The organism is Magnetospirillum sp. 15-1 (assembly GCF_900184795.1).
In the GTDB taxonomy this organism is placed as follows: Bacteria; Pseudomonadota; Alphaproteobacteria; order Rhodospirillales; family Magnetospirillaceae; genus Phaeospirillum.
Genome location: NZ_FXXN01000028.1, coordinates 149743 through 164561, shown reverse-complemented (window position 1 = coordinate 164561; position 14819 = coordinate 149743). Strand labels below are relative to the sequence as shown.

General features: G+C 64.9%; 11 protein-coding genes. 10 read left to right on the top strand and 1 reads right to left on the bottom strand.

What is annotated here, in order from left to right; all coding sequences use genetic code 11:
• Positions 1-15 precede the first annotated feature (15 nt).
• Entirely contained in the window at positions 16-330 is a 315-nt protein-coding gene (locus tag CP958_RS22030; protein ID WP_096704358.1) for a DUF485 domain-containing protein, read from the bottom strand.
• A 149-nt stretch (positions 331-479) separates the two neighbouring features.
• On the opposite strand from CP958_RS22030, the gene CP958_RS22025 reads away from it, so the two are divergent.
• From CP958_RS22025 to CP958_RS21980, 10 genes are all read left to right on the top strand, one after another.
• Entirely contained in the window at positions 480-3257 is a 2778-nt protein-coding gene (locus CP958_RS22025) for a cache domain-containing protein (protein ID WP_096704357.1), read from the top strand.
• A 121-nt stretch (positions 3258-3378) separates the two neighbouring features.
• On the top strand, positions 3379-4095 hold the full coding sequence (locus CP958_RS22020) for a response regulator transcription factor (protein ID WP_096704356.1): 717 nt from the start codon (positions 3379-3381) through the stop codon (positions 4093-4095).
• 147 nt (positions 4096-4242) lie between these two features.
• A complete protein-coding gene (locus tag CP958_RS22015) occupies positions 4243-5871 on the top strand; it encodes an acyl-CoA synthetase (protein ID WP_197706440.1) in 1629 nt (542 codons plus the stop codon).
• Positions 5871-6623 carry an electron transfer flavoprotein subunit beta/FixA family protein gene (locus tag CP958_RS22010; protein ID WP_096704355.1) on the top strand — a complete coding sequence of 251 codons (753 nt, stop codon included), beginning with the start codon at positions 5871-5873 and terminating at the stop codon, positions 6621-6623. The genes CP958_RS22015 and CP958_RS22010 overlap by 1 nt, the downstream gene beginning before the upstream one ends.
• A 129-nt stretch (positions 6624-6752) precedes the next feature.
• A complete protein-coding gene (locus CP958_RS22005) occupies positions 6753-7685 on the top strand; it encodes an FAD-binding protein (RefSeq protein ID WP_096704354.1) in 933 nt (310 codons plus the stop codon).
• 365 nt (positions 7686-8050) lie between these two features.
• A complete protein-coding gene (locus CP958_RS22000; protein WP_096704353.1) occupies positions 8051-8911 on the top strand; it encodes a p-hydroxycinnamoyl CoA hydratase/lyase in 861 nt (286 codons plus the stop codon).
• A gap of 6 nt (positions 8912-8917) precedes the next feature.
• Positions 8918-11056 (top strand): acetate--CoA ligase family protein, encoded by a 2139-nt coding sequence (locus CP958_RS21995; protein ID WP_096704352.1) that lies wholly within the window; start codon positions 8918-8920, stop codon positions 11054-11056.
• A gap of 41 nt (positions 11057-11097) precedes the next feature.
• Positions 11098-12291, top strand: a complete 1194-nt coding sequence (locus CP958_RS21990) for an acyl-CoA dehydrogenase family protein (protein ID WP_096704351.1) — start codon at positions 11098-11100, stop codon at positions 12289-12291.
• A gap of 9 nt (positions 12292-12300) precedes the next feature.
• Entirely contained in the window at positions 12301-13446 is a 1146-nt protein-coding gene (locus CP958_RS21985; RefSeq protein WP_096704350.1) for an acyl-CoA dehydrogenase family protein, read from the top strand.
• Positions 13447-13513: 67 nt separating this feature from the next.
• Entirely contained in the window at positions 13514-14704 is a 1191-nt protein-coding gene (locus tag CP958_RS21980) for a multidrug effflux MFS transporter (protein ID WP_170959079.1), read from the top strand.
• Positions 14705-14819: the final 115 nt, after the last annotated feature.

Here is a 14819-nt window from a genome sequence, read left to right as displayed (position 1 = left end):
TGATAAAGCTATTCATTATTCCAGTACCTCGCGCACCACTTCCTTGTTCAGTTCCTCGAACTCGCCGTTGGCGAAGTGGGAGTAAAGACCGGTCAGCAACCACGACACGACGATGATGGCGGCGCCCACCGGCACGCCCACGGTCAGGTTGGAGCCCGCCGAAAGCGGCGTGCGCAGCATCTCGGGCGCGAAGGCGACGATCATCATGAAGCAGTAATAGGCACCCAGCACGATCACCGACAGGGTGACCGCCAGGCGGGTGCGCTTCCTGACCAGTTCATGGAATTTCGGGTTCTGGCGAACCCGTTCATAGGTGGTTGAGTCGGACATGTCCCCTCCGGAGGTTTTCTTTGGTCACCCCACCTATCAAAGGAGCTTTGCCGAATTTTTCCCCAATCGTTACGAATTGTAGCCGGGACGCAGCCATGCGGAGACAAAGCGCGGTTGAGCCGGAGCGCCGGGTTTGAAATGATCGCACCATGATCCGCTCGCGCCTGTTCTTCCGGCTGTTCTCGGCCATTCTCGCCGCCGTGGCGCTGTTCGCGGCGGCCATCTACGTCTTCTCGGTGCCGCTGATCGAGGAGAAGGCCTACGAGATCGAGCTGAACGCCAGCCGCACCATCTTGGACAACGTCTTCGTCATGGCCGGCAAGATCGACGGCAGCCTGGAAGACCGCCGGGCCATGACCGTCGAATCCTACAAGGCGCAACTGAAGAACGTGGTGTCCCTGGCCGCCTCGTATCTGGACCACGTCTTCGCCCGCGCCGACCGGGGCGAGATCAGCGAGGCCGAGGCCCGCCGGCTGGCCTTCGACGGATTGCGCGCCTTCAAGTACGGCAACAACGACTACATCTGGGTCACCGACTACAGCTCGGTGATCCGCTCCCATCCCGATCCCGAGTTCCAGGGCCGCGACGCCTCGCGCGTCCAGGGCGCCGACGGCCGCGCCATCCTGCCGACCATCATCGCCATCGCGCGGGAGAAGGGCGAGGGCTTCCATACCTATCCCTGGCAGCGCCTGGGCGAGACGCGGACCAGCGAGAAGCTCTCCTACTTCATCGACATGCCCCATCGCGGCCTGGTGATCGGCACCGGCGCCTATCTGGACGACATCGACCGCGAGGTGGAGCGCCGCAAGGCCGAGGCCATCGACGACCTGCGTCAGGCGCTGCGCAACATCCGCATCGCCAGGACCGGCTACGTCTACATCTTCGATGCGGCCAAGACGATGATCATCCACCCCAACGCCAATATCGAGGGGCAGGATTTCGGCACCCGGATCGACCCCGCCACCGGGCGGCCCATAGCCGAGGAACTGATGGCGGCGGCCGACAGCGACCGGCCGCTGACCTATCTGTGGGACAAGCCTTCCGATCCGGGTAATTACGCCTATGAAAAGATTTCCTGGGTCCGGCATTTCAAGGGCTTCGACTGGTACATCGCCTCGTCGGTCTATGTGGACGAGCTGAAGCGCTCGTCGGCGGTGCTGGGTAACCGGCTGGTGACCATCGCCCTGGCCCTGATGGTGGTGGCCGGCGCCATGGGCTATCTGGCGGTGGACTGGCTGATGCGCCCCCTGAACCGGCTGGCCGAGACCGCCGAGCAGGTGCAGGCCGGCAATCTGGACGCCCAGAGCGGCATCCGCCGCGACGACGAGATCGGCCTGCTGGCCGAGGCCCTGGACGGCATGGTGCGCCGCGTCAAGGACGACATCCTGACGCTGGATACCCGCGTGCGGGAGCGCACCAATGAACTGGAGGAGGCCGAGACCCGCCGCCGCCTGATTCTCGACGCCATCCCGGCCGCCATCGCCTATCTGGGGCGCGACGAGATCATCCACTTCGTCAACCGGGGCTGGGCGGAACTGGTCCGCCAGGACGCCGGCAAGCTGATCGGCCGCGACCTCAAATCGGCCATCGGCCGCTTCGCCCATAACTCCATCCAGCCCCACATGGAGCGCACCTGGGCGGGCGAGGAAGTCACCTTCACCTACTCCTTCCCCCATCCCGACGGCCATATGGTCACCACAAGGAACACCCTGATTCCGCAATTGGCGGCCAACGGGGCGGTGACCGCCATGTTCGTGCTGGCGCTGGACGTCTCGGCGGAAAAGGCCACCGAGGCGCAGTTGATGGAGGCCCAGCGCATGAAGGCGGTGGGCCAGCTGTCCGGCGGACTGGCCCACGATTTCAACAACCTGCTGTCGGTGATCCTGGGCAATCTGGCGGCGGCGCGCGACCGCTATGCCGAGGTGGAGGGGCTGGATTCCTATCTGGAGCCGGCGGTGCGCGCCAGCCGGCGCGGCGCCGACATCACGTCGCGCCTGCTCGCCTTCTCGCGCCAGCAACCCCTGAAGCCGCAGCCGGTGGACGTCAGCGCCCTGGTGCGCGAGGTCTCGGTGCTGCTGTCGCGCTCGCTGCCCTCCTCCATCACCATCGCCATCCCCGACGAGGGTGGCGAGTGCTGGGCCATCGCCGACGCCAACCAGTTGGAAAACGCCCTGATCAACCTGGCGCTCAACGCCAGGGACGCCATGCCCGACGGCGGGCGGCTGGAGATGGACGTGCGCCTGCGTCAGGTCACCGACCCGCTGACCTTCGACGAAAGCGTGGAACCCGACGATTACCTGGAAATCCGCGTCTCGGACAACGGCATCGGCTTCGCCCCCGAGGCCATGAGCCGGGCGTTCGAGCCGTTCTTCACCACCAAGCGCCTGGGCTCGGGCCTGGGGCTGTCCATGGTCTACGGCTTCGTCAAGCAGTCCAAGGGCTACATCACCCTGGACAGCCGCCTGGGAATGGGCTCCTCCGTCACCATCCTGCTGCCCCGCGCCGCGCCGGTGGCGGTGGAGAACGAGGAGGAGAAGGCGACGCTGTCGCCGTCCCGCTGGCAGGGCCAACTGGCCCTGATCGCCGAGGATGATTGCGACGTACGCGCCGTGCTGCGCGGCCAGTTGGTGGATCTGGGCTTCTCGGTGGTCGAGGCGGAAAGCGGCGACGAGGCCGCCGAACTGTTCGGCCAGATCGAAGGCCTGTCCCTGGTGGTCTCCGACATCGTCATGCCCGGCATGAGCGGCACCGAGCTGGCGGCGCGCATTCGGGCCGAACGCCCCGCCATCCGGGTGATTTTGATCAGCGGCTTCTCCTTCGACACTAGCCCCGAGGCCGATGATCTGGTCATATTGCGCAAGCCATGGGACAGATCCGACCTGGCCGCCGCCGTCGCCCGGACGACGGAGCCGTCGGACGCGGCTTGAGTAGGGTGGGAAGGCCGGGGCTCGCAGAGACCCGGCTAGGCCCGAGGGGCCGCGCGCCTTATGGCGCGGGAGCCAAGCCGCCACCGGCGGCGCCCGGCGCATGAGGGGCCAGAGTGAAGGAATGAGCGGGAAGAAGCGCATCTACGTCATCGATGACGAGCCGGATATCCGCGCCCTGCTGCGTCAGGTGCTGGAAGGCTACGGCTATCAGGTGACGCCGCTGGCCAGCGGAGCCCTGGCCCGCCAGGCCATCCGCCGCGACCCGCCCGACCTGTGCATCGTCGACCTCGGCCTGCCCGACATGGACGGCCTGACCCTGGTGCGCGAGCTGTGGGAGGACGTGCGCTTCGGGGTGATCATCCTCACCGGGCGCGGCGGCGTCTCCGACCGGGTTCTCGGCCTGGAACTGGGGGCCGACGACTACATCGTCAAGCCGTTCGAGCCGCGCGAACTGGTGGCCCGCGTCAACGGCGTCATCCGCCGGCGCGAGCAACTGGCCGCCAGCGGCGGGCCGGTCACCACAAGGGCGGTGTTCGGCGAATGGGTCTTCGAATCCGGCGATCTCAGCCTCACCCATGCCGACGGACGCCAGGAAACGCTCACCGCCGCCGAGGCCGTGCTGCTCACCGCCCTGCTGAAGGCCCCCAAGCGGGTGCTGTCGCGCGAGCAGTTGCAGGGCGCCGAGCCGGAAAAGGACGACATCGCCTTCGATCGCGCCATCGACGTGCGCATCTCGCGCATCAGAAAGAAGATCGAATCCGATCCCAAATCGCCCCGCCTGATCAAGACGGTCTACGGCGCCGGCTACCTGTTCGCCACCGATGTGCGGTGGGAATAGCCCGAAACCGACTCGTTGCCGCCATCCCGAGCCGCACGAAGGGCCTCCGCCCGGCCCGTCCAGCGGAAACAATTCGTTATAATCCAGAGAAACTTGGGCAATGAGAACCCGCTAGAACCCGTCCCAAAATCTCGGAAGGGAGAGTCCATGATGTCCGCCAATGCTTATGAACTGGGTCTCGACAAGAACGCCGCCAATTTCGTGGCGCTGACGCCGCTCACCTTCCTCGAGCGCGCCAGCGCCGTGTGGCCCGACCGCCTTGCCGTCGTCCACGGGCCGGTGCGCCGCACCTGGGCCGAGACCTTCGTGCGCTGTCGCCGTCTGGCCGCCGCTCTCACTCAGCGCGGCATCGGACTGGGCGATACCGTGGCGCTGATGGGCGCCAACACGCCCGAGACCTTCGAGGCCCATTTCGGCGTGCCGCTGACCGGCGCCGTCTTGAACGCCATCAACACCCGCCTCGACGCCGACGCCGTCACCTTCATTCTCAACCATGCCGAGGCCAAGATCCTCATCACCGACCGCGAGTTCTCGCCCGTGGTGAAGAAGGCCCTGGCGGCGCTGGGCCGCACCATTCCGGTGATCGACATCGACGACCCGCAGTTCAAGGGCGGCGAATTGCTGGGCGAGAAGACCTACGAGCAGCTTCTGGACGAGGCCGAGGCCGATGCCCCCTGGACCATGCCCAGCGACGAGTGGCAGGCCATCGCGCTCAATTACACCTCGGGCACCACCGGCAATCCCAAGGGCGTGGTCTACCACCATCGCGGCGCCTATCTCAACGCGGTGTCCAACGCCTTGTCCTGGCAGATGGGCGACAACACGGTCTATCTGTGGACCCTGCCCATGTTCCACTGCAACGGCTGGTGCTTCCCGTGGACCATGGCCGTCGTCGCCGGCACCAGCGTCTGCCTGCGCCACGTGCGCGTCGACGCCATCATGGGCGCCATCCGGGACGAGAAGGTCACCAATTTCTGCGGCGCTCCCATCGTGCTCAACATGATCAACAACGCCCCGGCCGCGCTGAAGGACGGCATCAGCCATCCGGTCAAGGTGATGACCGCCGGTGCCGCCCCACCCGCCCCCGTCATCGCCGGCATGGAGCGCATGGGCTGGGAAGTGACCCATGTCTACGGCCTGACCGAATGCTACGGCCCCACCGTCCAGTGCGTCTGGCACGACAAGTGGAGCGGGCTCTCCATCGAGGAGAAGGCCCAGATCAAGGCGCGCCAGGGCGTGCGCGGCCCCATGCTGGAAGGCCTGATGGTCGCCGATCCCCTCAGCCTGGAGCCTTGCCCGAAGGACGGCAAGACGGTGGGCGAGATCTTCATGCGCGGCAACAACGTCATGAAGGGCTACCTGAAGAACGAGAAGGCCACCCAGGAAGCCTTCGAAGGCGGCTGGTTCCACACCGGCGATCTGGCCGTCTGCCATCCCGACGGCTACATCGAGATCAAGGACCGCTCCAAGGACATCATCATCTCAGGCGGAGAGAACATCTCATCCATCGAGGTGGAGGACGTCCTCTATGCCCACCCCGCCGTGCTGGAGGCCGCCGTGGTGGCCCGGCCCGACGAGAAATGGGGCGAGACGCCTTGCGCCTTCATCGCTCTCAAGGATGGCGCCGAGGCCACCGAAGCCGATATCATCAGCTTCTGCCGCGAACGCATGGCCCACTTCAAGGTGCCGAGGACCATCGTATTCGGCGGTCTGCCCAAGACCTCGACCGGCAAGGTCCAGAAGTTCATGCTGCGCCAGAAGGCCAAGGAGCTGTGATGACCAAGGTACTCGTCGCGATCAAGCGGGTGATCGACTATAACGTGAAGATTCGTGTGAAGTCGGACGGTTCGGGCGTCGAGACGCAGAACGTCAAGTTCTCCATGAACCCGTTCGACGAGATCGCGGTGGAGGAGGCGGTTCGGCTCAAGGAAGCGGGCAAGGCCGCCGAGGTTGTGGTGGTGTCGGTGGGCCCGGCCGCGGCATCGGAGACGCTGCGCACCGCTCTGGCCATGGGCGCCGACCGCGGCATCCTGGTGTCTTGTGACGACGAGGTCCAGCCGCTGGCCGTCGCCAAGGTCCTGAAGGCCCTGGTGGACAAGGAACAGCCGGGCCTGATCATCCTGGGCAAGCAGGCCATCGACGACGACAGCAACCAGACCGGCCAGATGCTGGCGGCGCTGCTGGGCCGCCCCCAGGGCACCTTCGCCTCCAAGGTGGAAATTGTCGGCGACGCCATCACGGTGACCCGCGAGGTGGACGGCGGCCTGGAGACGGTGAGCCTCAGGCTGCCGGCGGTGGTGACCACCGATCTGCGCCTCAACGAGCCGCGCTACGCGTCCCTGCCCAACATCATGAAGGCCAAGAAGAAGCCCATCGACACGGTCTCGCCGGCCGATCTGGGCGTCGACGTGGCGCCGCGTCTGGTGACGCTGAAGGTCGAGGAGCCGCCCAGGCGCAAGGCCGGCATCAAGGTGCCCGACGTGGCCGCCCTGGTCGACAAGCTGAAGAACGAAGCCAAAGTCATTTAACACTTCATCGTCATGGCCGGGCTCGACCCGGCCATCCACGACGGTGCCGCAGCACCCAGGATCGAGGCGCGGCACGGCCGTGGATACCCGGACCAAGTCCGGGCATGACGACGGGAAAGGGACGAACGAATGACCATTCTGGTTCTAGCCGAGCACGAGGGCGGCGCTCTCAAGGCCGCCACGCTGAACACCGTCACCGCCGCCGCCAGGATCGGCGGCGATGTGCACGTCCTGGTCGCAGGAAGCGGCATCACTGCCGTGGCCGAGGCCGCCGCCAAGGTGGCGGGTGTCGCCAAGGTGCTGTCGGCCGACGCCGCCCTTTACGCCAACCATCTGGCCGAGCCCCTGGCCGCCCTGGTGGTGAGCCTGGCCGGCGGCTACAGCCACATCCTGGCGCCGGCCACCACGGGGGGCAAGAACGTGGCGCCCCGCGTCGCGGCGCTGCTCGACGTGGCCCAGGTGTCGGAGATCACCGGCGTGGTGTCCCCCGACACCTTCATCCGCCCGATCTATGCCGGCAACGCCCTGGCCACCGTGCAGTCCAAGGACGCCACCAAGGTGATCACCGTGCGCGGCACCGGCTTCGAGGCGGCCAAGGCGGAGGGCGGCTCCGCCGCCGTCGAGAATGTGGCCGCCGCCGCCGATCCGGCCCTGTCGTCCTACGTGGGCAGCCAGTTGTCCAAGTCCGAGCGCCCCGAGTTGACGTCTGCCCGCATCATCATCTCGGGCGGGCGCGGCATGCAGTCGGGCGACAACTTCCCGCTGCTCGAGGCGGTGGCCGACAAGCTGGGCGCCGCCGTGGGTGCGTCAAGGGCGGCGGTCGACGCCGGCTTCGTGCCCAACGACTTCCAGGTCGGCCAGACCGGCAAGATCGTGGCGCCGGACCTCTACATCGCCGTCGGCATCTCGGGCGCCATCCAGCATCTGGCCGGCATGAAGGATTCCAAGGTCATCGTCGCCATCAACAAGGACGAAGAGGCCCCCATCTTCCAGGTCGCCGATTACGGCCTGGTCGCAGACCTCTTCAAGGTGTTGCCTGAGCTCGACGTACTTCTCGACTAGCTGTTTCTTCCGATCCGCCGGCGGGCTCCCGGCGGGGTGACGGTTCCGGTGCCTCCATCCGGGCCTCAATGTCTCCCAGATGAGCCTCGACTTGGGGGCCAGGCATGTCCTGGCCCCTTTTTAATTGGGAACGGCACCAAGAATGCCGGCCGTGGCGATCCAGTCGCTCCGGCAATGGGGTTTCGGCTTCAAGCTGTAGGTATTTGGCTACTTCATAGGTAGCCAGCAGACGTGTTGCGAGTTCTCGCCCCTGTTCCCTAACATAATAAGACAACAAAGCACGGTGCAGTCATGGCCTGGAAATATTTGGTCTGCCTGCGTGCCCATAAAGCAATATGCAATATTAAGCAGGCTGGAGGATACATATGAGCAAGCACAAGAATGCCGTTGATCAGGCCCCGGTTCCTGGTGGCAAGAACGTCAAGGTCGAGTTCGAGGATGGGATCGCCTGGGTTTATTTCAATCGGCCCGAGAAGCGCAATGCCATGAGCCCGGCGCTCAACGACGAGATGCTGGACGTGCTTCAGGCTCTGGAGATCGACGAGCGCTGCAAGGTTCTGGTGCTTACCGGCGCCGGCGATTCCTGGTCGGCCGGCATGGATCTCAAGGAATATTTCCGTGACGTCGAGGGCAAGCCGCCCCATGAGACCATGCGTATCCGCCAGACCGCCTTCTATTGGCAGCGCAATAAGCTGATGTATTTCCTGAAGCCGACCATCGCCATGGTCAACGGCTGGCTGTTTGGTGGCGCGTTCGTTCCCCTGGTGTCGTGCGACCTGTCCATTGCCGCCGAGGATGCCCAGTTCGGCCTGTCCGAGGTTAATTGGGGCATCATCCCCGGCGGTAACGTCACCCGTTGCGTCGCCGCCAAGATGAATCAGGCCGACTGCCTTTATTACATCATGACCGGTGAACCTTTCGACGGCCGCAAGGCGGCGCAGATGGGACTGGTTAACGAGGCGGTTCCCGCCGGCGAGCTGCGCGAGCGGACCCGGACCCTGGCCCGCTCCCTGATGGAAAAGAACCCGGTGGTCCTCAATGCCGCCAAGCTGGCCTACAAGCATTCCGCCGAAATGTCGTGGGAATGCGCCGAGGATTATCTCAGCGCCAAGGCGGCCCAGGCGACCCTGTTCGATCCCGAGCGGGGCATGAAGAAAGGGATCAGCCAGTTCCTGGACGAGAAGTCCTACCGTCCCGGTCTCGGCACCTATCGCCGGGAGGACTGAGCAGCCATGAGCGTAGCTTCCTCTCCGCGTGGCGGGGTGCCGGTCGGGCGACTCCTGCGGCCCCAATCCATCGCGATCGTGGGCGTCTCCGAGGACCAGGGAACCATTGGGGCCAGGGCGCTCGGCGCTCTCGAGCGGTTCGGCTATGGCGGCCGGATTCATCTGGTCAATCCCAAGCGGAGCGAGATCAACGGGCGGCCGTGCGTGCGGTCCGTGGATGATCTTCCGCCGGGAGTCGATGTGGTGATGCTCGCCATTCCCCAGGTGGCCACGGTCGAGGCCGTGCAAGCCTGCGCCCGGCGCGGAGTGGGGGCCGCCGTGGTCTTTACCTCCGGCTTCTCCGAAACCGGAGAGGAAGGCATCCGGCAGCAGCAGGTCATGACCGAGGTGGCCCGCGACGCGGGACTCGCCCTGCTGGGGCCCAACTGCTACGGCCTGGTCAATTTCGTCGACGGCATTCCGCTGACCTCGGGGCCGGTACGTCCCAACCCGGCCAATCACAGGCCTGGCCTGGCGGTTCTTTCGCAAAGCGGCGGAATGATGGGGTGCCTGATGGAAGCGGCGGAGGCTCGCGGAATTCCGCTGTCCTATGCCGTTTCCACCGGCAACGAAGCGGTGGTCCAGATCGAGGACTTCCTGGAAGAGATGGTGGATGATCCCCACATCCGTACCATCGCCATGTTCGCCGAGCAATTGCGCCAGCCCCGGCGGTTCCTCGAACTGGCCGGCCGGGCGAGGGCGCTGGGCAAGCCGATCATTCTGCTGCATTCCGGCCGAAGCGAGCGCTCGCGCGAGGCGGCCCGATCCCATACCGGCGCCATGGCGTCGGATTTCACCACCATGCGGACCCTGGTTACCGGCGAGGCGGTCCTGGTCGTCGACGACATCGAACAGGTCATCGATACCGCCGAACTCCTCACCGCCTATTCCCAGCGTCCGACCAAGGGATTGGCGATCATCACCGATTCCGGGGCGTTCAAGGGGTTGTCCCTGGATTTCTGCGAGACGGCTGGGGTGGACATCCCCAACCTTTCCAAGGCCACGGTGGACGCCCTGGCCGAGGTCATGCCGGAATTCGCCGATCTCAGCAATCCGCTCGACTTGACCGCTCAGGTCATGCGCGACATGAGCGGGATGTACGGCGGTTCCATCCGCGCCATGAGCGCGGATTCCGGCGTGGGCAGTATTCTGGTCTGCCTGCTCATGGGGGCGCCCCATGTGGTCAAGGCGAAATTGACCGCCGTTTGTACCGCCGCCCGGGGTGTGGATACGCCGGTGGTCGTTCTCATGCTGGGCGGAGATTCGCCCCTGCCCGAGGATGCCTACAACATCACGCGGGAGGCCGGGGTTCCGTTCTTCCGCTCGGCCGGCCGCGCCCTGGCGGCCATCGGCCAGATGACCAGATACGGGAATTTGCTGAAATACGCGGACCGGGCGATGACCGTCGCCCTGAGGGCGATCCGCCCCTTGCCTCGGCCCGGCCTGCTTCCCGAATACCTGGGCAAGTCGTGGCTGGCCCAGACCGGTGTGCCGATCCCCGCCGGTGCCTTGGCCAAGAATATCGATAACGCCCTGGCCGTCGCCTGCGGCATCGGCTATCCGGTCGTGCTGAAGGCCCAATCGGCCGATCTGCCCCACAAGAGCGACGCCGGCGGCGTCATCATCGGCATTCATGATCCGGCAGCGCTGCGCGCGGCCTGGGACAAGATGACGGCCGATCTCGCCCGGGCCTGCCCCGGCCTGGTGCTGGACGGCATCCTGGTGGAGAAAATGGGCGAGCGCGGCCTGGAACTGGTGGTGGGCGCCCGGCGTGACGAACAATGGGGACCGGTGCTGATGATCGGCCTCGGCGGTATCTGGATCGAGGTTCTGAAGGACGTCGTCTTCCTGCCCGCCGATTGCGACGAAGCCGGAGTGCTGTCCGCGCTGAGGACGCTGAAGGGCGCCGCGATGCTGGATGGCGTGCGCGGAGCTCCTGCCGTGGATGTGGAGGCGGTGGCCAGGACCGTGGTTCGGCTGGGCCAACTGATCCTGGCGGCGCCCGAGGTGCGGGAGCTCGATATCAATCCCCTGGTCGCCTATCCGGCCGGCCAAGGCGTTCAGGCGCTGGACGTGCTGATCGTCTCCCAATCGGAAATACACTAGCCGCTCTCCCGAGGGGAGCGAAGTAGAGCAGGAGAGGCTGAATGAAATTCGCATTCTCGGCGGAGATGGAAGTCTTTCGAGACGAGGTTCGTGCGTTCATCCGGGAAAAGCTGTCCCCGGAAACCCGCTGCCGCGTCGAGGAGGGCCGGCGTCTGGACAAGGCGGACTACGTCCAATGGTATCGTGCCCTGCACGCCAAGGGATGGATTACCCCCGGCTGGCCCAAGGAACATGGCGGGACGGGCTGGACGGCCCTGCAGCGCTATATCTTCGAGGAGGAGATCGCCCTGGGCGCCGCTCCTCCGGTGACCGCCGGCATCAACATGATCGGCCCGGTGCTGATCGCGTTCGGCACGGAGGAGCAGAAGCGCAAATACCTGCCGGCCATGCGCCAGGGGGATTTGTGGTGGGCCCAGGGCTTCAGCGAGCCCGGTTCCGGCTCGGATCTGGCGTCCCTGGCCACCCGCGCCGTCCTCGACGGCGACGCCTACGTGGTCAACGGCACCAAGATCTGGCAGACCCAGGCCCATTACGCCGAGATGATGTTCGCGCTGGTTCGCACAAGGCCTGACGTCAAGCCGCAGGAAGGCATCTCCATGATGCTGATCGACATGAAGAGTCCCGGCCTGTCCATCCATCACATCAAGACCATCGACGGCGGCCAGGAGCTTTATCAGTGCTTCTTCGACAATGTCCGGGTTCCGGTGGCCAATCTGGTCGGCGAGGACGGCAAGGGCTGGAGCTATGCCAAGTTCCTGCTGGGGTTCGAGCGCCACGGCATCGCCGGAATCGGGCTGGCCAAGCGGCAGTTGAACCGGCTCAAGCGGCTGGCGGCCAGCGAAACATCGGATGGACGGCCGCTGATCGAGAAACCCCGTTTCCGGGACCGGATCGCCACGCTGGAAATCGAGCTGCTGGCCCTTGAATACACCAGTATCCGTCTGCTGCAGGAAGGCGAAGGGAAGGGGCCGGGTGTCGAGTCCTCGCTGCTGAAGATCAAGGGAACCGAACTGCGCCAGGAGATCTTCGAAATGCTGAGCGAAGTGGTCGGCCCCTACATCATTCCCTACGACAACGACGTGGTGCGCAGCGGCTGGGGGCAGGGCGAGCCGGTTGGTCCCGACTACGCCGCGACCCTGGCATCCAACTATCTCGATTCGCGGAAGATTTCGATCTACGGCGGCGCGAACGAGATCCAGCGCAACGTTTTGGCCAAATCCATTCTCGGATTGTGAGGTATTCCCATGGATTTCATTCTTAACGAGGAGCAGGCGATCCTGAAGGGCAGCGTTGCGCGGTTCAGTGCCGATCTTCGCGCCGCCATGGACAAGAAGGCGGTGACGGCGGCCGACCGATGGGGCCGCTACGCCGACATGGGCCTCCTCGGGCTGCCGTTCGACGAGGATTTCGGCGGTTTTGGCGGTGGCGGCGTGGAGACCATGATCGTTGCCGAGGAGATGGGCCGGCACTTGTTGACCGATCCCTATATCCCGGTGGTGGCGGTCGCGGGGCGATTGCTGGCCGATCACTGCAGCGAGGAACAAAAGGCCTATCTGTTGCCCCGCGTGGCGGATGGATCACTGATCGTCGTTCCGGCCTTCGGTGAGCCCAAGTCGCGATACAGCCTGTCCCGGGTCGCGACCACGGCGGTGCCATCGAAGGACGGCTTTGTTCTCGACGGCCGTAAGGCGGTGGTCTTGTCCGGTGCCGAGGCCGACCTGCTGCTGGTGACGGCACGCCTCTCCGGAGAGGCCGGTGACGAGGACGGTATCGGCGTCTTCCTGGTATCCGGCGACCTTCCGGGGGTGACGCGGCGCCCCGTCCTTACCGTCGACGGTCGCGAGGCGGCCGAGATCGTTCTGGACGGCGTGCGGGTGGATAAGACGGCGACGCTCGGCAGCTTGGGACAGGGCGGAGCCATCGCCCGGCGGGCGGAGGAATTCGGTGTCGCGGCCCTGGCCGGCGAAGCGGTGGGGGCCATGTCGGCGGTGTTCGACATGACAGTGGAATATCTGCAGACCCGCCGGCAATTCGGGGTGCCCATCGGAAAGTTCCAGGCCTTGCAGCACCGCGTCGTCGATATGCGTGTGGCACTGGAATTGGCCCGCTCCATCGCCGCCGGAGCGGCCATCGCCGCCGACCTGGACAATGCGCAGGAGCGTCGGCGCATCATCTCCGCCGCCAAGGTGCAGGTTTGTCGGTCAGGCCGCTATATTGGCCAGCAGGCCATCCAACTGCACGGCGCCATGGGGATGACCGATGAATATGGCGCCGGGCGCTATTTCAAGCGCCTGCTGGTGCTGTCCAGCCTGTACGGGGACGCCGACCATCATCTCGAACGGTTCGTTTCCGCCTCCCAATACGGCGAAGACGGGGCCTTGGTCGCCTGAGCGGGAGTGGGGGCAATGATGCTCCCCTCCTTCCATCCCCTGGATCGTTTTCTTGATTGGATACCGTGTGACCGTCGACAGCGCCAAGCGTCCCCATATTTTCATCCTGGCCGGAATCGCCGCGGCCGGTCCCCTGGCCGTCAATCTTTTCGTTCCGGCACTTCCGGTGATCGCCGATGAATTCTCGGTCGGGCGGGACGTGGTCCAGTGGGCGCTGACGTTGTATTTCGTCGGCGTTTCCATCGGGCAGTTATTGTATGGTCCGTTGTCGGATATCTTTGGTCGTCGGATCGTCGTTCTTGGCGGTATCTTGCTGTATTGCCTTTCCAGCTTCGCTTGCCTCTTTTCCGACTCGATCTATTTTCTCATATTCTCGCGCTTCACCCAAGCATTCGGCGGATGCGTGGGAATGGTGATGTCGCGGGCCATTATCCAAGACGTCTTTCCCAACGAGAAATTCGCAGCCGCCCTGTCCACGGTGGTCATGGTGTCGGCCACGGCCCCGATGGTGGCTCCGACCATCGGCGGCTATATCAGCGAATGGTTCGGCTGGCGCTACGTTTTCCTGCTTCTGGGCCTCGCGTCGTTCGGCCTGATGGCCTCGTGCGTCATCGGCTTGCGGGAGACCCATTTCCGGCGACTGAAGCCGTCGTTGGGCTCGCTGCTGTCCTCCTACGGCGAGGTTCTGCGAAGTGGCAAGTTCCTGCCGGTCTCCATTGCGACGGCGCTCATTCCCAGCAGCTATTTCGCCTTCATGGCGGGGGCTCCCTATATCGTCGTCAACACCATGCATCGGACGTCGGGGGAGTACGGGGCGATGGCAATGGTCGCTCCCGCCGGGTTCGTTCTGGGCAATGCGGTGGCCCGCAAGATCAGTACCCGGCTGGGTCCGACCAAGACGTTGCTGTTGGGCGGAGGGGGGACCGCCATTGGGCTTTGCATCCTGTTGGGGCTTGTCGTCTTGCTGCCGCTTTCGGCGTTCAACCTGTTCGCCCCGATGCTGCTGGTGTCCTTCGGGCACGGTCTGGGCATCGCCAGCGGTATTTCCATCGCCATGTCGGAGGCGCGCCACCTGAGCGGAACGGCATCGGCCTTGGGAGGGTTTCTTCAGATGTGTGCCGCCGCGGTCGCGTCCAATCTGGCGGGGACCGTCGTGGGAATTTCTCCGGCCGCCCTGGTGGGGTTGATGACTCTGATCCATGGATTCGGAGTTCTTGTTTTTATTCTCGGTCGACCAAGGCGTTCGGCTGTTCAGTAGTCGGAGTGACTTAGAGATGCATTTGGTGCGGGCATAGGTTATACAGCACGAGACTATTTCAATTATAAATATAATCAGTAATGAATGATCGGGTATTGCTATAGGGGCTTCGATT